Annotated in this window: 19 protein-coding genes; 18 read left to right on the top strand and 1 reads right to left on the bottom strand. The window is 42.2% G+C overall.

Translation table 11 applies throughout. The features are described 5' to 3' along the window. The first annotated feature begins 40 nt into the window (after positions 1 to 40). The 16 genes from mutS to QMG11_RS05415 all read left to right on the top strand — a co-directional run bounded on the left by mutS (position 41) and on the right by QMG11_RS05415 (position 20,626). Complete coding sequence (mutS, locus tag QMG11_RS05490; RefSeq protein ID WP_281834343.1) at positions 41 to 2,626, top strand: DNA mismatch repair protein MutS; 2,586 nt, start codon at positions 41 to 43, stop codon at positions 2,624 to 2,626. A gap of 10 nt (positions 2,627 to 2,636) precedes the next feature. Continuing rightward, positions 2,637 to 5,333 carry an OstA-like protein gene (locus tag QMG11_RS05485; RefSeq protein ID WP_281834154.1) on the top strand — a complete coding sequence of 899 codons (2,697 nt, stop codon included), beginning with the start codon at positions 2,637 to 2,639 and terminating at the stop codon, positions 5,331 to 5,333. 11 nt (positions 5,334 to 5,344) lie between these two features. Beyond that, complete coding sequence (gene lptB / locus QMG11_RS05480) at positions 5,345 to 6,070, top strand: LPS export ABC transporter ATP-binding protein (RefSeq protein ID WP_281834152.1); 726 nt, start codon at positions 5,345 to 5,347, stop codon at positions 6,068 to 6,070. 148 nt (positions 6,071 to 6,218) lie between these two features. Then, positions 6,219 to 8,831, top strand: coding sequence for an alanine--tRNA ligase (gene alaS / locus QMG11_RS05475; protein WP_281834150.1), 2,613 nt, complete (start codon positions 6,219 to 6,221; stop codon positions 8,829 to 8,831). A 152-nt stretch (positions 8,832 to 8,983) separates the two neighbouring features. Then, positions 8,984 to 9,403 carry a Holliday junction resolvase RuvX gene (ruvX, locus tag QMG11_RS05470; RefSeq protein ID WP_281834148.1) on the top strand — a complete coding sequence of 140 codons (420 nt, stop codon included), beginning with the start codon at positions 8,984 to 8,986 and terminating at the stop codon, positions 9,401 to 9,403. Between the two features lie 30 nt (positions 9,404 to 9,433). After that, the gene (gene secD / locus QMG11_RS05465; protein WP_281834147.1) at positions 9,434 to 10,654 is read left to right on the top strand and encodes a protein translocase subunit SecD; all 1,221 of its coding nucleotides are present in this window, start codon (positions 9,434 to 9,436) and stop codon (positions 10,652 to 10,654) included. Between the two features lie 2 nt (positions 10,655 to 10,656). Further along, positions 10,657 to 11,550: a protein translocase subunit SecF gene (secF, locus tag QMG11_RS05460; RefSeq protein WP_281834145.1), complete on the top strand. Its 894-nt coding sequence runs from the start codon at positions 10,657 to 10,659 to the stop codon at positions 11,548 to 11,550. Positions 11,551 to 11,710: 160 nt separating this feature from the next. Beyond that, complete coding sequence (gene alr / locus QMG11_RS05455) at positions 11,711 to 12,832, top strand: alanine racemase (RefSeq protein ID WP_281834143.1); 1,122 nt, start codon at positions 11,711 to 11,713, stop codon at positions 12,830 to 12,832. 215 nt (positions 12,833 to 13,047) lie between these two features. Further along, positions 13,048 to 14,229 carry a class I SAM-dependent rRNA methyltransferase gene (locus QMG11_RS05450; RefSeq protein ID WP_281834142.1) on the top strand — a complete coding sequence of 394 codons (1,182 nt, stop codon included), beginning with the start codon at positions 13,048 to 13,050 and terminating at the stop codon, positions 14,227 to 14,229. 18 nt (positions 14,230 to 14,247) lie between these two features. Continuing rightward, on the top strand, positions 14,248 to 14,796 hold the full coding sequence (locus tag QMG11_RS05445; RefSeq protein WP_281834140.1) for a CvpA family protein: 549 nt from the start codon (positions 14,248 to 14,250) through the stop codon (positions 14,794 to 14,796). Next, positions 14,793 to 15,869 (top strand): LptF/LptG family permease, encoded by a 1,077-nt coding sequence (locus tag QMG11_RS05440; protein WP_281834139.1) that lies wholly within the window; start codon positions 14,793 to 14,795, stop codon positions 15,867 to 15,869. Before QMG11_RS05445 ends, QMG11_RS05440 begins: the two co-directional genes overlap by 4 nt. Next, positions 15,870 to 16,946 (top strand): LptF/LptG family permease, encoded by a 1,077-nt coding sequence (locus QMG11_RS05435; RefSeq protein WP_281834138.1) that lies wholly within the window; start codon positions 15,870 to 15,872, stop codon positions 16,944 to 16,946. Positions 16,947 to 16,962: 16 nt separating this feature from the next. Further along, on the top strand, positions 16,963 to 18,189 hold the full coding sequence (locus QMG11_RS05430; RefSeq protein ID WP_281834136.1) for a M16 family metallopeptidase: 1,227 nt from the start codon (positions 16,963 to 16,965) through the stop codon (positions 18,187 to 18,189). Beyond that, complete coding sequence (gene dut / locus QMG11_RS05425) at positions 18,190 to 18,630, top strand: dUTP diphosphatase (protein WP_281834133.1); 441 nt, start codon at positions 18,190 to 18,192, stop codon at positions 18,628 to 18,630. A 14-nt stretch (positions 18,631 to 18,644) separates the two neighbouring features. Further along, entirely contained in the window at positions 18,645 to 19,751 is a 1,107-nt protein-coding gene (gene rodA / locus QMG11_RS05420; RefSeq protein WP_281834131.1) for a rod shape-determining protein RodA, read from the top strand. 8 nt (positions 19,752 to 19,759) lie between these two features. Continuing rightward, on the top strand, positions 19,760 to 20,626 hold the full coding sequence (locus QMG11_RS05415; RefSeq protein ID WP_281834129.1) for an RluA family pseudouridine synthase: 867 nt from the start codon (positions 19,760 to 19,762) through the stop codon (positions 20,624 to 20,626). A 30-nt stretch (positions 20,627 to 20,656) separates the two neighbouring features. Here QMG11_RS05415 and QMG11_RS05410 read toward each other — a convergent pair whose 3' ends face one another. Continuing rightward, positions 20,657 to 21,364: a hypothetical protein gene (locus QMG11_RS05410; protein ID WP_281834127.1), complete on the bottom strand. Its 708-nt coding sequence runs from the start codon at positions 21,362 to 21,364 to the stop codon at positions 20,657 to 20,659. A gap of 349 nt (positions 21,365 to 21,713) precedes the next feature. On the opposite strand from QMG11_RS05410, the gene accD reads away from it, so the two are divergent. After that, positions 21,714 to 22,574 carry an acetyl-CoA carboxylase, carboxyltransferase subunit beta gene (accD, locus tag QMG11_RS05405; protein WP_281834341.1) on the top strand — a complete coding sequence of 287 codons (861 nt, stop codon included), beginning with the start codon at positions 21,714 to 21,716 and terminating at the stop codon, positions 22,572 to 22,574. Between the two features lie 36 nt (positions 22,575 to 22,610). After that, positions 22,611 to 23,552, top strand: coding sequence for an acetyl-CoA carboxylase carboxyltransferase subunit alpha (locus QMG11_RS05400; RefSeq protein WP_281834125.1), 942 nt, complete (start codon positions 22,611 to 22,613; stop codon positions 23,550 to 23,552). Positions 23,553 to 23,569: the final 17 nt, after the last annotated feature.

Here is a 23,569-nt window from a genome sequence, read left to right as displayed (position 1 = left end):
GAGAAGAGATTTGAAGGAAAAAACAAAAGAAACTCCTTTGATGAAGCAGTATAAGGAGATAAAGGCTGAAAATCAGGAGAGTATCCTATTTTTTAGGCTGGGAGATTTCTATGAGATGTTCTTTGAGGATGCAGTAATAGCCTCCAAGGAGCTGGGAATAACCCTTACAAGCAGAAATAAGGAGAAGGGTCAGGAGGTACCACTGGCAGGAGTGCCCTACCACTCGGCGGCTACCTATATATCCAAGCTGGTGCAGAAGGGGTACAGGGTGGCTATCTGTGAACAGACGGAGGACCCTAAGGCAAGCAAGGGTATTGTAAAGAGAGAGGTAGTAAAGGTAGTTACTCCTGGAACTGTCATCGATACAGACTACCTGGATGAAAAAAGCAACAACTACCTTCTGGGGCTGCACATCAAGGATGATGTGGCTGGAATATCCTATGTGGACATAACTACCGGGGAGTTTAAGACAACCCAGGTAGAGGGAGACAATATAATATCCAGAGTATTAAATGAGGTACACAAGGTATCTCCCAATGAGATAATTGTAGAGGAGAAGACCTATGATAGGTATAAGGAGGAGCTGTCAAACTATGGAAGTTTAGGGGAGGTAAATATCCACCCCCTTCCAGGGATAAGAGGCTCTGAAAATATACTGAAGACCTACTTTGGGGTACTGTCTTTGGAGAGCTACGGTCTTCATGATAAGGAGATGTCCATAAGATCCAGTGCTCTTACCTTGGAGTATGTACTGGAACTTCAGAAATACGGCGACCTTCCCATAAACAAGATCTCCTATGTGAGTAGGGATGAGTATATGGAGATGAACCTTACAACCCAGAGAAACCTTGAGCTTGTACAAAACCAGAGGGAGAAATCCGTTCTGGGAAGCCTCCTTTGGGTACTGGATTCATGTAAGACCTCCATGGGAACCAGACTTCTGAAGAACTTTATAAAGAATCCCCTGCTGGATATCGAGAAGATCAAAAAGAGGCAGGAGGATATCGAGTTTTTTATAGATGAGGTAATAGTCAGGGAGGAAGTCAGGGAACTTCTGAAGGAAGTCTACGACATCGAAAGACTTATCGGTAAGGTAATCCTGGGAACTGAAAATGGAAGGGACCTTATCTCCCTTAAGAAATCCATAAGAAGCACTCTTGAGATCCTGAGAACCTTGGGAGGAAGAAAGATCTTTGAAGCTCCAGTGGAGAAGCTTATTGAGGTCTATAACCTCATAGAGAGATCTATCCTAGAGGAAGCCCCCTTCTCCATAAGAGAGGGAAATATCATAAAGAGGGGATATAATACCGAGCTGGATGAACTGCACACAATCTCAAAATCAGGAAAGGATTATATCCTTGATATAGAGAGCAGGGAGAAGCAGGCTACGGGAATAAAGAACCTTAAGGTGAAATACAACAAGGTATTTGGGTACTTTATCGAGGTGACCAAGGCCAATGTACCACTGGTTCCTGAAACCTATATAAGAAAGCAGACTCTCACAAACTCCGAGAGATATATCACCGAGGAGCTGAAGGAGTATGAATCCAAGGTATTAAATGCCAAGGAGAAGATAGAGGCGCTGGAGTATCAGCTATTTAAGGAGATAAGCGGACAGATAAAGCAGGAGAAGAATATGCTTCAGACCCTGGCTCTGAATATAGCTTACCTGGATGTGTCCACCTCTCTGGCAGATGTGGCTATAAGGAATAACTATGTGAAACCTGAGCTCACTGAGGGGTATGCCCTTGAGATAGAGGAGGGAAGACACCCAATAGTGGAGAAGCTCCTTAAGGGAGAGGAGTTTGTAAGAAACGGAGTATCCCTGGATTCAGAGAAGAATATGCTTATTCTTACAGGGCCTAACATGGCAGGTAAATCAACCTATATGAAGCAGCTGGCCCTTATTATTGTAATGGCTCAGATAGGATCCTATGTTCCTGCAAGTGCTGCAACAATAGGTGTTGTGGACAAGATATTTACAAGGGTAGGAGCATCGGATGACCTTGTAAGCGGGCAGTCGACCTTTATGGTGGAGATGAGCGAGGTGGCCAACATAGTAAATAACGCCACAGCTAAATCCTTTATTATACTGGATGAGGTAGGAAGGGGAACATCTACCTTTGACGGAATATCCATAGCCAGCTCTATAACTACATATATCCACGACAGGATAGGAGCTAAGACGATATTTGCAACCCACTACCACGAACTTACTGAGATGGAGAAGCAGCTGGAAAGAGCTGTAAACTATCGTATAGAGGTGAAGGAGACATCGGATGAGGTGGTTTTCCTGAGAGAGATAGTGCGTGGGGGAGCGGATAAATCCTATGGTATAGAGGTAGCAAGGCTTGCTGGACTCCCTGGGGAGATACTGAAGACCTCCAAGGCTATGCTGAGGAAGCTGGAAGCTAAGAGGGCAATAATTGAAGAGAAGATGAAGGGGGAGCAGCTATCCCTTTTTGGCGGACAGATAGAGGTAGTTCAAGAGGAGAAGGAAGAGGTAAGAGAGATCCTTCCAGATGAGGAAAGGGTAGTAGAAGCAGTGAAGGGGATAGACCTGAATAACCTGACCCCTCTTGATGCACTGATGAAGCTGAATGAAATCAAAAATCTCTTAAAGTAAGGGGGCGAAGATGCAAAAAAAATATATCTATACAGCAGTAACCTTAGTAGCACTAGTCCTAGGATACCTTAACTACTATAGGGAGGAAACTCCCATAGAGGGTACCGGGGAAAATATCGTGGAGACCTCAGATGTGGTATATGAATCTGGGGAGTATCAGATAGAGGCTGAGAAACAGGTAGATGATCTGGATAAGGATGAGACAAAGTTTGCCAAGGCCAGAGCTCTTTTTGAGGACATGAACCTCAGCGGAGACAATGTTTTTATAGATAGTGTGAAGAACCTTATCCTTGAAAACAACATCATGGGAGTAAGTACCAATGGGTGGAAGTTTAACACTGAAAAAGCCAGATACTCCAATGAGGAGGAGAAGATCTACTCCACAGAGGGGGTAACTGCCTACAATGAGGAGAAGGATCTGAGGATCTACGGACTGAACTTTGAAACAGACAATAAGATGAGTTATGTTAAGCTGCAGGAAGCCATAGAGGTGAAGAGTGAAAAGTTTACCCTTAATGCAGATAAGGCCTACTACGATGACGCTACGAAGGTAGTGGATATAGAGGACAACATTGTGGTGAATGCCAAAAACATGAGTGATGATGCCAAGGGGGATATTACCGGAGAGTTCAAGAAGGCGAAGTACAATACGGAAACAGGGATACTGGAAGCCTGGGAACCATTTGTAATGAACTATAACGGCATAGATCTCTATGGTGAAAGACTCTGGTATGATGAGAATACAGGAAATTTCAGAGTGTGGGAGAATGTGAGAGCAGAGCAGGACGGATTTGTTCTCTACATGGATGAGATCGACTATGTGGAAGCTGAAAACCTTGTTACCTTCAAGGGGAAGCTTCACGGAGGAGATGACATCTACAAGATAAAAGCTGACAACGGTTACTACAATACCCTTACCAAGGTAGCTGAACTCAAGGGGAATATTGTAATAACAAGTACAGACGGGAAGAAGATAGTTGCAGACAAAGGAACCTATGATACCGAGAGCAATGAACTGGTGGCTGTGGGAGTAAACAGAGATGTAATCTACACCTCTCCAGAGGGTAAGGTCGTGTCGAAGAAAGCCCGTTACAACACCGAGACAGAGGAGCTGTTCCTGGATCAGAAATATACCTTTGAAGATGAGGAGTATGTGAGCGTAGGAGAGAAGCTCTACTACAACAACCTCACTGGAAAGGGTAGAGCTACCAAGGGAGATATAAAGGGAAGAGATTTCTATGGTAGAGGAGATGTCATAGATTTTGACACCTTTAAGAAGTATCACGTGGTTACTGGAAACGGATACTTTAAGCAGGGAGAATATGAACTCACAGGGGATAGGGTTATCTACAATGAGGCTGCTAATGAAGCCAATATTCCAGAGGAGTATCTGGTGGTAAACCCTGGTAAAAGAGAGAAGTTCAGAGGAAGGGGAGTTACCTACAATACTGTAAGCGGAGCCCTCTACTCGCCAGGAAGGGTGAACGGAGAGAATCCTCAGTATACCTTTAGCGGAATTGACCTTCACTACAACAACCTCACAGGAGAGGGGCGTATTGAAAGGGATGTAAAGCTGAGAAACAGGGATGACGGTACCACCCTTACTGGAAACAGAAGTGAATTTAAGAGGGGCGAGTATGCTAAACTTATGGGGAATGTAGTTCTTAAGAGTGAGGATTATACAGCCTATGGAAATGAAGCAGATTACAGGGAGAAGGAAGGGAAAGTATATATCCCAGGAAAGATAAGGATAGACGGGAAGGACTCAGCCAAGGGGACTATGTACGACGGTGTCTTTGAGCTGGCTACCAATACCTATACTGGAAAGAACTTTGTAGGGAAGACTGAAGGTGTAGATGCCAAGGGAGATGTAATAAAGTACTACCTTGACAGGGAGGTCTTCGAGCTTATAGGAAACCTGGATATAAGAGATCCTGAAACAAGGATTACAGGGGAGCAGGCAGAGTATCATACCCAGAACGGTGATGTCTACGCCCAGAAACCATTTACAATCTACTACAGCAATATGGTAATAGACTCCACAAGGGGTAAGTTCAACCTAAAGAGCAAGAACCTGGATGGTGAAAATGTGGTAATTGTAACGGACAAGGATGAAAGACTTGAGGGGAACCAGGTTTACGGAAGCTTCCTGGAGAAGAAGGTTGATATCACTGGAGATGTAAGGGCAAAGCTCTATAATATAGATGAAAAAACCGGAAAGAGGGAAAGAGTGGACTACAATGGAGATACAGCAAGGGTCTACTTCATAGATGACAACGGATATAAGGCAACCAGAAGTGAGATCAGGGACAACGGGGTTTTCAAGTATCAGGGGATGACTCTCTACTCAGACTATGTAGAGGTTGACTTCCAGGACAACCTGGCTCTGGGAAGACAGGGAAGCAGGATTCTTATGGACAATGGAACGGATATTGTATCTGAGATAGCAGATATGAATCTGAATACAGAGGTTGTGGAGCTCCTTAACGATGTGGAGATAACCAGTCTGGATCCTAAAAACGGATACAAAAAGGCCACTGCAGACAAGGGAATAATAAGAAATAAGGAACAGGTTGCAGAGCTAGAGGGCAGAGTGCGTGCTGAAACAGATACAGCTACAATAGATGCTGACAGGGGTATCTATGACATGAATACCGACAGGTTCAGAGCGATGGGAAATGTCTTTATAAATTATAATATCAATTAAGGAGAGGATGCATGAAGAGTATAATAGCACAGGATCTCTGCAAGAGCTACAAGAAGAGAAGAGTAGTAAATGGTGTCTCTCTGGAAGTGGAGAAGGGGGAGATAGTGGGGCTGCTGGGACCCAACGGTGCCGGTAAGACCACTACCTTCTATATGATAACAGGTATAGTTAAGCCTGAATCGGGAAAGGTATGGATAAATGAGCAGGATATAACCACCTACCCAATGTACAAGAGAGCAAATATGGGGATAGGATACCTGGCCCAGGAACCCTCTGTATTCAGAAACTTAACAGTAGAGGAAAATATGAAGGCCATACTGGAGATGAGAAATATCTCTGCAGCGGAGCAGAAGGAGACCATGGAGAGACTTCTAGAGGAATTTAAGCTGACACACGTGGCTAAATCTCTGGGGTACTCCCTTTCTGGAGGAGAGAGAAGAAGGGTGGAGATAGCCAGAACTATCGCCAACAACCCGGACTTTATCCTTCTGGATGAGCCCTTTGCAGGGGTAGATCCCATAGCCGTAGAGGATATTCAGCAGATAATCAGGTACCTGAAGAAGAGGGGATTGGGAATCCTTATAACCGATCACAGTGTAAAGGAGACCTTGAGTATAACTGAAAAAGCTTATATAATGGCTCAGGGAGAAGTGCTTATCAGCGGGACTCCAAAGGAGATCGCTGAAAATGAGCTGGCCAGAAAGATATACCTTGGAGAAGGGTTCAAACTGGACTAGTTCTAGAGAGGGAAATATCTCCTGGAGAGTAACATAATCCCAGATTATGGGGTAAGATAGTAGAGGTGTTCTCAGGATAAGTCTGGGAGACCAGAGAAGTAAGTAGATTAAAAATTAAAAAAATAGATATTTGAATGGAGGAGTCTGAATGCTAAGCGGAAATGACATTAGACAGAAATTTATAGAGTTTTTTAAGGAGAAGGAACACAAGCACTATGAGAGTGCATCACTTATACCAGATGATCCCACGCTACTTCTAACAGTGGCGGGAATGGTACCATTTAAGCCATTCTTCCTAGGACAGAAAGAGGCACCGACTCCGAGAGTAACTACACACCAAAAATGTATCAGAACAAATGACCTTGAAAATGTTGGAAGAACAGCCAGACACCACACATTCTTTGAGATGCTTGGAAACTTCTCCTTTGGAGATTACTTTAAAGAGGAGTCTATCGCATGGTCTTGGGAGTTTGTAACTGATGTACTTGGTCTTGATAAGGATAAGATGTGGATATCTGTATTCACAACAGATGATGAAGCTGAAAGAATCTGGAATGAGAAGTGCGGAGTACCTATGGAGAGAATCGTAAGACTTGGGGAAGAGGATAACTGGTGGTCAGCTGGACCTGTGGGATCTTGCGGACCTTGCTCGGAGATCCACGTAGACCTTGGACCAGAGTATGGAGGAGACGAAAACTCTAAGCTGGGAGACCCAGGAACAGATGACAGATTTATCGAGATCTGGAACCTTGTATTCACAGAGTGGAACAGAATGGAGGATGGCAGCCTAGAGCCACTTCCAAAGAAGAATATAGATACTGGAGCAGGACTTGAAAGAGTAGCTGCAATGGTACAGAAAAAGGCAAACAACTTTGAGACGGATCTTTTATTCCCAATCCTAGAGGAAGCTGGAAGGCTGACAGATACCAAGTATAGGGCATCTGAAAAATCAGACTTCTCACTGAAGGTAATTACAGACCACATCAGAGCAATCACATTCCTTATAAATGACGGAGTACTTCCATCAAATGAGGGAAGAGGATATGTTCTTAGAAGAATCATCAGAAGAGCAGTAAGACACGGAAGACTTCTTGGAACAAAGGAAAACTTCCTAAATGTACTGGTAGATAAGGTAGTGGAGATCATGGGAGGAGCTTACCCTGAGATAAGAACTAACAAGGAGCACATCCAGAAGATGGTAAGAATAGAGGAGGAGAAGTTCTCTCATACTCTTGACCAGGGAATGAACATAGTAAACGAGGAGATCGAGAAGGCAATTGAAGCTGGAGAGAAGAAGCTTTCTGGAGAGGTAACATTTAAGCTATATGATACATATGGATTCCCATATGAGCTTACAGAGGAGATCTGTGAGGAGAAGGGAGTAGAGGTTACCCATGCTGAGTTCCTTGAGAAGATGGAGGAGCAGAAGGAGAGAGCAAGATCTGCTAGAGAGGTAGTAAAGGAGAAGGGACAGGATACATTTATCGAGGAGTTCTTCGACAAGCACGGTAAAACTCAGTTTACTGGCTATACCGAGCACAGTACTAAGGCTAAGATCCTTCACGTAAAGGACAACAATGAGGGGAACTACACAATCATCTTCGATAAGACTCCATTCTATGCTGAGTCGGGAGGACAGGCAGCAGATACTGGAAAGATCGTAGGAGAGGATATCTTCGGAACTGTACTGGATGTACAGAAGCAAAAGGATATCTACATGCACACAGTGAAGATGGCTGAGGGAGGTCACAAGCTTGTAGCAGGTATGGAGCTGGAGCTTTCAATAAACAAGTACAGAAGAGCTGAGATAAAGAGAAACCACACTGCTACTCACCTTCTTCATAAGGCGCTTAAGGAGGTACTGGGAGACCACGTACAGCAGGCTGGATCCCTTGTATCTCAGGACAGACTAAGGTTTGACTTCACTCACTATGAGGGGGTAAACAGAGAGCAGCTTAAGGAAATAGAGAAGATAGTAAATGAGGAAGTATTTAAGAATACAGCGGTAGACGTAGCTGAGCTAACTATGGAGGAAGCTAAGGAAAAGGGAGCTACAATGTTATTTGGAGACAAGTATGGAGATAAGGTAAGAGTAGTTGACGTTCCTGGATTCTCTATGGAACTTTGCGGAGGAACTCACGTAGAGAGAACTGGTGAGATAGGACTATTCAACATCCTTACTGAAACTGGTATCGCAGCTGGAGTAAGAAGAATAGAGGCTACAACTGGATTTACATCATACAAGGTAGTAAACCAGATGGAAGAGGGAATCATAGAGCTTTCTAAGGTACTGAAGGCAGATGCATCTCACGGTCAGCTTATAACTAAGGCTACCAAGGTAATGGAGGAGCTTAAAGGAGCTCAGAAGGAGATAGAGGCTCTTAAGGCAAAGCTAGCAGGATTTGAAGCTAACTCTCTATTTGAAAATGTAGAGGATGTAAACGGAGTAAAGGTTCTTATGAAGGCATTTAAAGGTAAGGAAGCGGGATCTCTTAGAGATATCGTGGACAAGGCTAAGGACAAGCTGCAGAGCTGTGTTGTAATCCTTGGAACAGACAATGAAAAGGCAGTATTTGCTGTGGGTGTAACTAAGGACCTTATCGGCAAGGTAAAGGCAGGAGACCTTGTAAGAGAGATAGCTACCATCGCAGGTGGTAAAGGTGGTGGAAGACCTGACTTCGCACAAGCTGGAGGTAAGGACGGAAGCAAGGTAGAGGAAGCACTGGCTCACGGTATGGGTCTATTAAAGGAAGCACTGTAAAATTAATTAAAAAGTAACAAAGATTTAAGTAAAAAGTATATGGCAGGTGTGGTAGTCTGTAGGGACTGCCGCATACTGCAGATTATTATTAGCCCCTAAAGGGGGGCAGATCCTTGGGATATCTCTCAAGGGAGAAGAAACAAGGAGGAAGTATGTTTAAGAAGTACCTGTGTCTCGATGTGGGAGATGTAAGGATAGGGGTAGCCAGATCCGATGGAATGGGAATGTTTGCACACCCCTTAGAAGTTATAGACCGTAAGAAAACAAAGGCTATAAAGAGGATAAAGGAACTCTGTGCCCAGGAAAATACAAAGAGCATTGTTGTGGGGATACCTAAGAGTCTGGACGGGACTGAAAAGGTGCAGGCTGAGAAGGTAAGAGATTTTATAGCTAAGCTGGAGAAGAATATCTCTGGAGTGGAGATAATTGAGGTGGATGAGAGATTGTCCACAGTATCTGCCGACAGGATGCTACAGGAAACAACTAATAAGGATGCCAAGGGTAAGAGGAAGGTAGTAGATAAAATAGCAGCAGCAATAATATTACAGACCTACCTTGACATGAAGAGATAGAAACATAGAAGAAGCAGAAGGGGAGGAAGGATGAAGAAAGGATTTAAGATTAGATTGCTGCTAGTACTGGCGATACTAGTGGGAGCAGGATGGCTTACATTTGTAAAGTCTACAAAGCTTGGACTGGACCTAAAGGGTGGAGTGTATGCAGTACTAGAAGCTGTACCTGAGGGGAATCAAGTGATAGATGACGAGGCAATGACAAGACTTATCGAAGTACTGGACAGAAGAATAAATGGTATCGGAGTAGCTGAATCGGTGGTACAGAAAGCTGGAGAGAATAGAGTAATTGTAGAGCTTCCTGGAATCACAGATACAGAGGAAGCGATCTCGCTTATTGGTAAGACAGCTCTTATGGAGTTTAAGATAATGAATGATGACGGTACCCTGGGAGAAACTCTTCTTACAGGTAGCGCTCTAAATAAAGCGGCAGTTTCCTATGACAATATGGGAAGACCTCAGATTCAGTTTGAGATGAATCCAGAGGGAGCAGCTAGGTTTGCAGAGATAACTAGAAACAATATAGGAAAGCAGCTGGCAATAACTCTAGATGGAGAGGTACAGACAGCGCCAAGGATAAACTCTGAGATCCCAAGTGGAAACGGAGTAATAACTGGAAACTATACAGTAGAGGAAGCTCAGGCTACAGCAACACTTCTAAATGCAGGAGCCCTTCCAGTAAAGGCTGAAATTATTGAAACAAGATCGGTAGGAGCATCTCTTGGAGATGAATCTATAGCAAAGAGTGCTATGGCAGCTAAGGTGGCTATTGCTCTTATAGCGGTATTCATGGTAATATTCTACAAGCTTCCGGGACTTATGGCTAATATGGCACTGGTAGCTTTCGGACTTATAGCTTTCGGAACTCTTAACTTCCTAGATGCCACTCTTACTCTTCCTGGAATTGCAGGATTTATACTTTCAGTGGGAATGGCCGTTGATGCCAATGTAATAATCTTTGAAAGGATCAAGGAGGAGCTGAAGTTTGGAAACTCAATAGTGGCTTCAATAGATGCCGGATTTGCCAAGGCATTCTCAGCTATTATCGACTCCAATATAACTACGTTAATTATCACGATGATACTATTCACTCTGGGAACTGGACCGGTAAAGGGATTCGCAGTTACTCTGACAATCGGAATATTAGCATCTATGTTTACAGCAATTACAATAACAAAGATATTCCTAAGAGGATTTGTAATAGTATTTAAAGTAAATAAGCCTGAATTATTTGGTGTTAGGGGGAACTAGTTGTGAGAATAAATGTGGTAGATAACGTAAAGAAATGGCTGGGGATATCAGCCATAGTAGTAACAGTTGCTCTAGTAGGACTTTTATTTAAGGGATTAAACTACGGAATAGATTTTACAGGGGGTAACCTCTATCAGGTAAACTTTGAAAAGGAAGTGAGCCTAGCTGAAGTTAACGGTTATTTAGATGAACTTTCATCAACTTACGGAGAGGTAGATGCCAACAGTAGAAAGGTACAGGTATCAAGTGGAGGAGTGGTAATAATCAGAACTCCAGAGATGACCGAGGAAGCAAAGAATGCTTTTCTAGATGACCTAAATGGCCTTGGAAAATACGATCTTGAAAGATCTGATAAGGTAGGAGCTACAGTGGGAGAGGAGCTGAAAACCTCAGCTATCTATGCACTTCTTATTGGAGGAGCTCTTATTGTACTCTACATAACACTTAGATTTGAATTTAAGTTTGCTGTGGCAGCAATCACAGCTCTGATACACGACATCATTATATCTGTAGGAGCGATAGCACTACTTGGGTATGAGGTAAATACTCCATTTATTGCAGCAGTGCTGACACTACTGGGATATTCCATAAACGATACCATTGTAGTGTTTGACAGAATCAGAGAAACAGTTAGAAGAAAGAACTCTGGAACTCTTGGAGAGTGCATCGACAAGAGTATCAACCAGGTAATGACAAGATCTATAAATACGTCATTAACTACCTTCCTAGCTGTTGTTGCAATCCTTGTATTTGGAGGAGACAGCCTGAAGACATTTATCACAACTCTACTGTTTGGTGTAATTGCAGGAACTTACTCATCAATCTTTGTAGCCAGTCCTGTGGTATACCTTCTTGAGAAGGGTAAGAAGGAAGAGGTTGTGGAGCACCTACAATAAAATAGTAATAAAAGCCCTTTCTGTACTAAAGATATAGAAAGGGCTTAATACAAAAATACTTCTTTTTGACAAGGAGTATTTTTGTATTATAATGGCTATTGAAGTATCTGGTGAAATTTTATGAAAAAGTCCATAATTTTTGTAGAGGGAGGTATAGGGATTGAGAACTTGGGCGGAGATAAATCTAGATAATCTGAGTCACAATGTGAGCATGATAAGGGAGTTGTCAGGCGGTAAGGAGATACTAGGAGTAATAAAGGCAAATGCTTATGGTATGGGAGCTGTTGAGTACGCAAGAGAGCTTGCTGAATGTGGTGTAAAGATACTGGGAGTGGCGTGTTACGAGGAGGCCTGTGAGCTTAGGGCAGCAGGAATAGAGGAAGACATACTTATTTTTGGGTGCATTCCTCCAGAAAGTGTAGGAACCGCCATAGAAAAGAAGTTTCACCTAACAATAAATTCTATGGAAGAGATAGATTTTTTAGAGAGAAATAACTACTATCCCAAGGTACATATAAAGGTAGATACTGGGATGGGTAGGGTAGGATTTACCTCAGAGATGGCTCTGGAAGCCATAGATTATATCAGAGAAAATGATATAGCAGATCTTCAAGGGATATACACCCACCTTTCAGTGGCAGATGATCCCACAGAGGATGTCTATACCCTGGAGCAGATGGAAAAGTTCAGAACCTTTGAGGGATTTGAGGGAATAAAGTATATTCACATATTAAACAGCTGCGGTTCCATAAGGTTTGGAGGTAAGACTTATAGCACTCATGTGAGGCCGGGAATCCTTCTTCAGGGAATAGTTCCCTACGACACCGATCTCCAGGAGAAGTTTAAATATGTGTTTGAGCTGAAGACCAGGATACTCTATATTAAGAGGTTGGAGGATGAGGCATATATCTCCTATGGGAAGAGTTACAGGGGTAATGAAGGAGATGTAATAGTAACACTTCCAGTGGGGTATGCAGACGGATTTAACAGGAAGTTTTCCAATGGTGGAAGCGTAATGATAAAGGGACACAGGTGCCCGGTGGTAGGAAAGGTCTGTATGGATATGACCATGGTGAAGATCCCAAGGGAATTGGTATCTCAAGTGGGAGTTGGAACAGAGGTAACCCTTATAGGAAAAGATATAGCAGCAAAGGCCGAGGAGATAGGAACTATTCCCTATGAGATAATGACGGGAGTGGGAAGAAGGGTTAGCAGATGTTATATCAAGGGTGGAAAGATTGTTAAGGTGAAGTCTCTAGTGGAAGTGGAGAGAAGAGTCTAGCCGTCATTTAATAAAGGTAGAAGCAGACGGGAGGGTAGGAGTACTTTCCCTCTTTTTTTGTGTACCTCTATGTTTGATAAATAGACACTGATATGATATAATTTTTTGATGGGGTATAATATTTAATCCTAGATAAATAAGGAGCTTGAAGGAAGGCTCTGAAAAAAAGACAGAGTATAAAAAGACAATTAAAAGAAAAGTTTGGAGAGGATAAAATGAGCAGAGTAATATTAAAAAGGGGTAAGGAGAAGAAGACAAAAAACTTCTACCCAAATGTATTTAAGGACGAGATACAGTCTATCATGGGAAGCATAGCAACAGGAGATGTAGTGGATGTTTGTGCTGAGGACCTTACCTTTGTAGGAAGGGGTTATGTAACTGAAGGGACCAACGCCCTTGTAAGAGTACTGACAACTAAGGATGAGCCCATAGATAAAAAGTTTATTCAGAAGAAGATAAAGAATGCCTATGACAGAAGAAAGCATCTCTTTAAGGAAACTAACTGTGTAAGGATGTTCTACTCAGAGGGAGACGGAATTCCAGGGCTTATTATAGATAAGTTTGACAAGTATATATCTATTCAGTTCAGAAACTCTGGAGTGGAGAAGTTTAGACAGGAAATCATAAACGCAGTTAAAAAGGTGGCTAAGCCTAAGGGAATATATGAGAGAAGTGATGTAGAAAACAGAACCCACGAGGGTGTAGATCAGAAAACAGGAGTTATCTATGGAGATATCCCTGACAGAATAGTTATGGAAGACAATGGACTTAAGTATACTGTGGATATAATAGACGGTCAGAAAACAGGATTCTTCCTGGATCAGAGGGAGTCGAGAAAGGTAATAAGACCTCATATCGATGAGGATACAAGATTTTTAGATGTGTTCTCAAGCAGTGGTGGATTTTCTGTGGCAGCTCTTGCAGAGGGAGCTAAGAAGGTAGTGGCTGTAGATAAGAATGCCCATGCCCTTGAGCTTTGTAAGGAAAACTATGAGTTAAACGGATTTACTAATGAATTTACAACTGTAGAGGGAGATGCCTTTATGCTTCTAAAGGCAATGGCAGCTAGGGGAGAAAAGTATGACATAATCACCCTTGATCCGCCATCTCTGATAAAGAAGAAGGTAGATGTAAGAAGGGGAAGAGATTTCTTCTACGACCTTTGTAATGAGAGCTTTAAGATGATGGAGATAGGAGGAATACTTGGTGTAATTACGTGTGCTTACCATATCTCACTACAGGACCTTATCGAGGTAACAAGGATGGCTGCATCAAATAATGGAATGAAGCTTCAGGTTCTAGGGGTAAACTACCAGCCGGAGGATCACCCTTGGATACTTCATGTACCGGAGACTCTTTACCTTAAATCTCTATGGGTAAGGATAGTAGAGGAATAATCTTAAGGGGGCGATAGTGTGTATCTTGATATACTAGTTGGAGTAATATTACTTTTTACAATCTTGAAGGGGTACAGCAGCGGTTTCTTTGTGGGGGCTATATCACTCTTTAGTATAGTAGTAAATGTTGTGATAGCAAAGCTAGCCACCCCTAAAGTGATGGAACTTCTGAAGATAGACGGGAAGGAGGGTACCTACTACCTTTTCTATGCCCTGATCTTTTTAGGTCTATATTTTCTCATTGGTCTCCTCCTTGCCCTGTTAAAGTCCTTTATTAAGGACAGTATGAGGTCTGGAACAGACAGATTCATGGGGATCCTTCTGGGCTTTCTAAAGGGAGTGGCGATCTCCTTTATTCTTCTGCTCTTCTACAACCTCTTAGGAGAGAACTTCCATAACATAAAAAGGTATGGAGAGGGTTCTAAAGCAAATGTAGCTTTTAAAAGGGCCATTCCCTATGTGAGGGATTACTTTCCCGAGAGGATAGGAGACAGGATAGAGAGCAGGAAATACAGGGAAAATGTAGAAAAATATCTAGATAATATCTTGAAGGAGTCGGGTGAATGAAGATAATACATAAATATATATTGGGTGAGATGAAGATGCCGGTTCTCTTTGGAGTGAGCCTCTTTACCTTTATCTTTCTAATAGATATAATGGTTCAGATGATGGAAAATGTTCTGGTAAAGGGGGTTTCCATAATAGATGTGGTGAGGATACTCTCCTTCTACCTTCCTCCAATACTTTCCCAGACTATTCCCATGGGATTTTTTCTGGGGGTAATGATAACCTACTCCAAGCTTACAAGCACCAGTGAGAGTACAGCCATGAGTGCAATGGGTATGAGTCTTAACAGTATGATGAAGCCAGCGGTGCTTCTGGCAACTGCTATAACCTTCTTTGTTTTCTTTCTTCAGGAATCTATTATTCCCAGATCATTTAAGAAGCTGGAGGAGATTACCTATAAGATAGCCTATGAGAAGCCGGCATTTCAACTGAGAGAAAAGATGTATATAGATGAGATAGATGAGTACAGTATCTATGTGGATGATGTGAACAATGAGGACGGAGTGGCAGAGAACCTTATAATTTTTAAGAATGAGGAGAACTCTCCATACCCTACTGTAGTAACAGCTAAGAGAACATCGTGGGCGGAGGCATCTATGATCCTTGAGGATGCAGAGTTCTACCAGTCCGATGAGGTGGGGAAGGAAAAGCTCAGAGGAAAGTTTCTCAGCCAGAAGATTCCACTAAACTCCTTCTTTGAGGATATAGAGATAAAGGTGGATGAGATAGAGGCACTGGCTATTGGAACTCTTCTGAAAGAGATGAAGGATAAGTCTGAAGAGGAGAAGATTCCATATGAGGTAGAGATAAACAAGAAGCTGGCTATCCCTCTCTCAACGATTATGCTTGGGATACTTGGAGTATTGTTTTCCGTGGGACACCACAGAACAGGTAAGAGTGTAAGTTTTGGAATCAGCCTGGGAGTAATATTTATCTATATATCTTCACTGAATGTTGGAATGGTAATGGCCAATAAGGGAGCAGTGTCACCAGTGGTTGGAGTATGGACTTCCAATTTGTTTTTAGCAGCACTTACCCTTTATATGTATATTAAGAAAACAAGGAGAGGTTAGATGAAAAGAATTGATAAGTACATAACCATTAACTTCATAAAATCTTTAGGTTTAAGTCTCTTTGGTTTTATAAATATCTTTATAGTGAGTCAGCTCTTTAAGATAATAAGGTATGTAACTGAGGGAAGGATGAATGAGATAGAAGCGGTACACTATATAATAGCCCTTCTTCCAGATATTCTCATAAAGATAACTCCCCTTGCAGTGCTTCTTGGGGGACTGATGACCATAAATAAGATGGCCAGTAATCTGGAGATAATAGCCCTTAAGACATCGGGAATTAGTTTTAAGAGGATAGTTGTTTTTCCAGTAATCATATCCTTTATGGTATCCCTGACAATCTTCTATATGTATGATAAGGTATATCCTCGTTCTATAGTGAAGTCAAGGGCTATAAGAAGGGGTAAGTATGAGGAGAACACCCTTCCAGAGAAGAAGGCAAATGCCTTCCTGAGGGGAGTAGGTGACTATGTGTACCATGCTGGAGAGATAAATAGAGTAGAGGGAACAGCTACTCACCTGCAGATAATAGATCTTGATAGCAAGTTTGAGAGGATCGAAAGAATAATAAATGCAGAAAGTGCTCAATATAACAGGGAGAAATCTCTATGGGAGCTAAAGAATGTAACTATAAACACCGTACAGAAGGAGAGGGTTGAAACCCTTGCAAGCTATGAGGACAAGGAGTATCACGAGGAACCAGAACTCTTCCTAACTCCGAAAATAGAGGTAAAGGAGATGACGGTAAAGGAGCTGAAGGATGTTCTCACGATAATTAAGAGAACCGGTGGAAGCTCCAGGGAGATCCTGGCTGAGATAGCTAACAGGAGAGCCTTTCCCTTTGCAAGCTTTGTAGTGTGTTTCCTGGGGCTTGCTCTTGGAAGTAGATATGTTAGGGGGGCTAATGCCCTGAGTATAGCTATGAGTGTGGCTCTGGGGTATGGATACTATATTCTTCAGGCATCCCTTGAAGCTATAAGTCTTAGCGGTTTGATACATCCATTTGTGGCATTTTGGCTGCCCAATGTAATATTCTTAGGAATAGGAATCTATGCAATGCATAGAGCAGAATTTTAGATAACAGGGAGATGATGTGGTGCAGGTAGAGATAAGGAAACTAAAGAACGGAATACCGGTATTGATAGAAAATATAGAAAATTTAAATTCAGCAACTCTTGGAGTTTTTGTGGCTACAGGTTCTAAGAATGAACTTCCTGGGGAGGAGGGGATCTCACATCTTCTTGAGCACATGATGTTCAAGGGGACTGAGAGGAGAACCTCCAAGGAGATATCTGAGATAATCGACAATGCTGGAGGAATGAACAACGCCTACACAAGTAAGGAGGTTACAGCTTACTATGTACAGATGCTTTCCAATAAGCTTGAGATAGGAATAGATATACTAAATGATATGTTTCTTAACTCTACATTTTCAGAGGAAGCTCTGGAGAAGGAAAAAAATGTAGTAATTGAAGAGATCAAGATGTATGAGGATATTCCTGAGGAGAAGGTGCACGAGGAAAATGCGACCTTTGCCCTAAAGGGAGTTCAGTCAAATATAGTTCTTGGATCTATGGACAGTGTAAAGAACATGACTAGGGAGAAGCTTGTTGCTTACTTTAAGGAAAGATATACTCCATCGAGAATGGTAGTATCTGTAGCAGGAAGAGTGGATGTAGAGAAGGTAATGGCTCAGCTGAATGAGGGAATCGGTACAATGGAGGAAGCTGGCATTGTAAGGGACTACAATGGAGAGATAGTTATAAATCCAGGAGAAAACCTTATCAAGAGGGAGACAAACCAGATTCACCTCTGCTTTAATACAAAGGGGATCTCTCTTACAGATGATCTTAAGTACTCAGTTTCTATAATCTCAAATATACTGGGTGGAAATATGAGTTCAAGATTATTCCAGAAGGTAAGAGAGGAGAGAGGGCTGGCATACTCGGTTTACTCCTACAACTCATCCTATGAGGAGGGAGGACTCTTCACTGTATATGCTGGAACTACCAAGGAAAACTATATGGAGGTAGTTGATCTTATAAAGGATGAGTTTAAATCCATAAGGGAAGAGGGAATAACTGCTGAGGAACTGCAGAAGGCAAAGAATCAGTTTATGAGTATGCTTACCTTTGGTCTGGAGAGCAGTAAGTCCAGAATGAGCAGGATGGCCAGCTCATACCTAGTTTATAAGAGAGTGAGAAGTGTAGATGAGATAATAGCTGAGATAGAGGCAATTACCTTGGAAGATATAAAGAAAGCAGCAGCTCATATCTTTGATGAAAAGTATTATTCATATACAGTACTGGGGGACCTATAGATGGAAAGAGTGGATGTAAAGGTTGTAAGGGAAGACGGTGTTAAGCTGCCAGTTTATATGACTGAGGGAGCTGCAGGGATGGATGTCTATGCTCATATAGAGGAGGGGGTAACCCTTGGAAGCCTTGAGAGGGCAATGGTTCCAACAGGAATCAAGATGGAGATCCCCTTTGGATATGAGGTGCAGGTAAGACCAAGGAGCGGTCTTGCAGCAAAGCACGGGATATCCCTTGTAAATACTCCGGGAACCATAGATTCAGACTACAGAGGCGAGGTAAAGATAATCCTCATAAACCTCAGCAGGGATGAATATACCATAGAACCAGGAGAGAGGATAGGGCAGCTTGTTCTTCAGAAGGTATATAAGATGAACTTTGTGGAGTGCGATGAGCTAACGGAAACAGTGAGAGATGCAGGTGGGTTTGGTCATACAGGGAAGTAGAAGTGAGGTAGTAGATGAAGAACAATAGAAGCCTGAGAGTGGGAATGAAGAGGGTGAGAAAGATGAATCATGCTCTTCTTATAAACGCTCTCATGATTACTGTGGTAAGTATGTTTGCAGTGTACAGTGCAACACATCATAAGACCAACAGTTTTATATACAAGGAGATAGTATGGACAGCTCTGGGAGTAGCAACGTATTTTGGATTTAGTTTTATTAACTACAGAACCTATGCCAAGTACTCTAAGCTGGTATACCTCTTCAATGTAATACTCCTTCTGTCTGTATATGTGTTTGGAGCCACAAGGCTTGGAGCCAAGAGATGGATCCCCCTTGGACCCATCAATATACAGCCGTCGGAGTTTGCAAAGCTATTCCTGGTGCTGACCCTTTCAGAGGTTCTTGCCAATAAGTTTAAGGATAACTTCAGGGGACTTAAAGCTGTGATCCTTTCGGGGATACACATAGTTCCTATATTTCTTCTTATAGCCAAGCAGCCGGATCTGGGAACAGCCCTGGTTATAATATTCCTCTTTGCTGTGCTCATCTTTCTAAACGGCATAGACTGGAAGACTATAATAGGCTTGAGCGTCCCTGCAATAGCTATGGTACCCATAGCATTTCACTTCCTGCTGAAGCCCTATCAGAAGCAGAGGGTTCTTACCTTCCTAAATCCCGAAGCGGATATGTTGGGAAGTGGATGGAATGTAATACAGTCTATGATAGCGGTTGGATCTGGAGGATTTTATGGAAAGGGATTTCTACAGGGAACTCAGAGTAAGCTGAGGTTTCTCCCTGAATCCCATACAGACTTTATAGGAGCTGTATTTTTAGAGGAAACAGGGTTTGTGGGAGGGATGATCCTTCTGGGACTCTACCTTGGCCTTATACTTCAGATATGCAGGATGGGAGCCAATGCAAGTGACAAGTATGGGAAGCTCATATGTTTTGGGATAGCGGCAATACTACTCTTTCATACCCTTGTAAATATGGGAATGATAATGGGGATAATGCCTGTAACGGGACTGCCTCTTCTCCTTATGAGTTATGGAGGAAGTTCATATATTTTTACTTTTATGATGCTGGGGATAGTTCAGAGTGTAAAGGTATTTAAAGATTAGGAGAACCAATGGAATATAAGATAGATAGTAATTTTCACGATACAAGACTGGATAAGTTTATAAGAAGAAAGTATGAGGGAGTTAACCTTACTGGAATATTCAAGATGATCCGTAAGGGAAAGATCAAGGTAAACGGAAAAAAGGTAAAGCAGAACTACAGACTCCAGGAGGGAGATGTGGTAAAGGTATTCTCTACAGGTGGAGAAACCAAGAAGAAGGAGTTTATAGAGCTTTCCCCTAGGGAGGTAGAGTATATCCAGAAGGGAATCGTCTATGAGGATGAAAAGATCCTTGTCTTCAATAAGGAAGCTGATATGGTAATGCACAAGGGAAGCGGCCACGACTACGGCCTCTCTGAGATGCTGAAATCATACCTGAAGATAGAGGAGTTTACCTTTATAAACAGGATAGACAAGGCTACCTCTGGGATGATTATAGGAGCCAAGAGTCTTCCTATAACCAGAGATCTCTCTGAAGAGATGAGAGAGAGAAGGATAGAGAAGAAGTACTACATCCTTGTGGATGGACCGGTGGAGAGGGATGAGTTTGAGATAAGATCATACCTGAAGAAGACTGAGACCAAGGTTGTGGAACTGGATGAGTATGAGGAGGGGGCCAAGGAAAGCATCTCCTACTTTAAGGTAGTGAAGAGGGGAAGGAACAAAACTCTCCTAGAGGGGAAGCTTGGAACAGGAAGAACCCACCAGCTTAGAGTTCACCTGGCTAACCTGGGGCATCCCATAACTGGAGATGCCAAGTATGGAAGGGGAGCAGATCATGCTATGTGCCTCTTCTCCCACTGGGTGGATATAGAGAAGTATGGTATCCAGCTAAACCTGGATATTCCAGAGAAGTTTCTAGGTATACTTAAATAGATAAAAAAGACAGCCTAGGCTGTCTTTTTTTTATAACTGAACATCTATAATATCTTCATCTGTATCTGACAGTTCAACACTTTCAGGAGTCTCTGCCGGTGCAGCTTCTTCCTTAACTGGAGTTTCCTCTACAACTGGAGCTGCTTCCTCCGTTACTTCAACCTTCTCGCTTGTTGTAACAACGGGTTCCTTCTGCACTGCTTCAATAGGGATATTCAAAATCTGCCCCTTTAGATCTGTAAGCTTCTTTATGATGCTGTCGATATGAGTCACAAAGGTATCTCTGGACCTTAGAGGAACCTCATCTCTGTCGATGGCGATAACTGTGTATATCCTGTCATTTTCAACCCAGCTATCCTTCTCCTCAGTATCGTTAAGCATATTGTTTGAAATATATTCGCTCAAGTCCTCCATAACGTTATCTGAGATCTTCTTGCTGTAGAAGTCGATCTCTACGAGGTAAGCTGTTAATACATCTTCCGTTTCCTTCTGAAGCTTCTTTCTGATATCCTCTCTGGCTTCCTTGTTGGCCCTCATCTTAGCCACGCCCTGTCCGCTCTCTACAATGGGAGCAGATCCGATACCGAAGATCTCATCATTGACATCCACCGATGCGGCGATCCTTTCCTGTGACATAGGAGACTTGCTACTTGAAGAACTTCCTAAACCTTCCAGACTTGTACAACCAGTCATAAGAAGAAGAGCTGTACAAAATCCCATTATCATCCTTTTCTTCATTATTACTCACCTCTTTCAAAAAACTTGTATAATTTATACAGTTATATCCCAAATTATAAATAAAATCCAGGAAAATTTCAATTGTGTAAGAAAAAATAAATACTTTCTTATAAATTTTGATGTAATTTTTGAGAAATAGGAGTATCTTATAAGGTATAATAGATAGACGAAAATATTAGAGGAATAGCGAGGGAGATTGGTAAGATTGTTTTACAAAAAGGTTATTTTAACCTATAATATGATGTACAGCTAATGAAAATATTATTGAAAGTTAAAATAAAATTGTGTAAAATAAGATTTAGATAAAAATACATGTGTAATAATAAAGAATCCGGAAGGAGTGAGTGTGTTGGGAATTTTTTCAAAAAATAAAAAGAAGTATGCAACGGTATCGGTAAGTAAAACGTCCAAGTCAATCGAGAGTAAGGGAGCAGGTGCAGGATCTGGTCTTTGGGAGAAGTGCCCTAGCTGCCATGAAATATTATATAAGATAGATGTAAAGGGGAATCTAAAGAAGTGTACCAACTGTGACCACTACTTTGGTATGACTGCCCTAGAGAGGGTAGATCTTCTGATAGATGCTGGAACATTTGTAGAGCTAGACAAAGACCTCACATCGGGGAACCCTCTTGAGTTTCCAGGATATGGAGACAAGTACATAAAAACAGCTGAAAAGACGGGAATGAATGAGGGAGTTATCTCTGGAACTGGTGATATGAATGGAATAAAGGTAAGTTTTGCAGCTATGGAATTTTCCTTCCTTGGGGGAAGTATGGGTTCTGTAGTGGGAGAGAAGCTTACAAGAGCCATTGAAAGAGGAGTAGAGGAAAATCTACCTGTAGTTATTGTAGCTACCTCTGGAGGAGCTAGAATGCACGAGGGGATCCTTTCACTGATGCAGATGGCCAAGACCTCTGCAGCTCTTGAGAAGCTCAGAGAAAAGGGGATGCCGTTTATATCGGTACCAGTAAACCCAACGACAGGTGGAGTAACAGCTTCATTTGCAATGCTTGGGGATATCATTATTACAGAGCCAAACGCTCTTATTGGATTTGCAGGTCCAAGAGTAATCGAGCAGACGATCAAGCAGAAGCTGCCTGAGGGATTCCAGAAGAGTGAATTTCTTCTTGAGTGCGGTATGGTAGACGTTATAGCTAAGAGAGAGGAAATGAAGGATACGATTTCAACACTGCTGGGGAATCTACTGTAAAGATACTCATAAAACTGATTGGAGGGACTTTTTAAGATGGAATTTGAAAAGGATATATTAGATATAGAGGAAAAGATAGTTGAATTAAAGGAGTTTTCAAAGAGTAAGGGTATAGATCTATCGGGGGAGATTGAAAAACTTAAGGTAGAGTATGAAAAAAAGCTAGAAGAGATCTACAAGGAGCTGAGTCCTTGGAAGAGGGTTCAGGTTGCAAGACACCCAGAGAGGCCATATACTCTAGATTACATTGAGGAGCTATGTGATGATTTTGTAGAGCTTCACGGAGACAGACTTTGCTCGGATGACCCTGCTATAGTAGCTGGACTGGGAAAGATAGACGGAGTAAAAGTGATGATTATTGGACATCAAAAGGGACGTGAAGTAGAGGAGAAGATCTACAGAAACTTCGGAATGGCAAACCCAGAGGGATACAGAAAGGCCTTAAGGCTTATGAAGATGGCAGAGAGGTTTAATATTCCTATTGTAACCCTTATCGATACACCGGGAGCTTATCCTGGACTGGAAGCAGAAAAGCATGGTCAGGGAGAGGCAATTGCAAGAAACCTCCTTGAGATGGCTGGAATAAAGGTACCTATCGTAGCCACTGTTATAGGAGAGGGAGGAAGTGGAGGAGCTCTTGCTCTTGGAGTAGCTGACAAGGTATATATGCTTGAGAACTCAGTTTACTCGGTAATCTCTCCAGAGGGATGTGCTGCAATACTGTTTAAGGATGCCAGCAAGGCACCAGAAGCAGCTGAGAGCCTTAAGATAGTAGCAAACAGCCTTTTAGACCTTGAAATAATAGACGGGATCATAAAGGAGCCTCTAGGAGGAGCTCATAGAGATCCTAAATGCTCAGCAATTAACCTTAAAGAGCAAATTTTAAGATCAATCTCTGAATTGAATGAATTAAGTGTGGACGTTCTACTGACAAATAGATATAATAAATTTAGAAGTATGGGCAGATTTACCCAATAAATAATATAATTTAATTA

Origin of the sequence: Propionigenium maris DSM 9537 (assembly GCF_027925155.1) — a bacterium.
Classification (GTDB): domain Bacteria; phylum Fusobacteriota; class Fusobacteriia; order Fusobacteriales; family Fusobacteriaceae; genus Propionigenium; species Propionigenium maris.
This window is presented reverse-complemented; position numbering and strand designations above follow the sequence as displayed.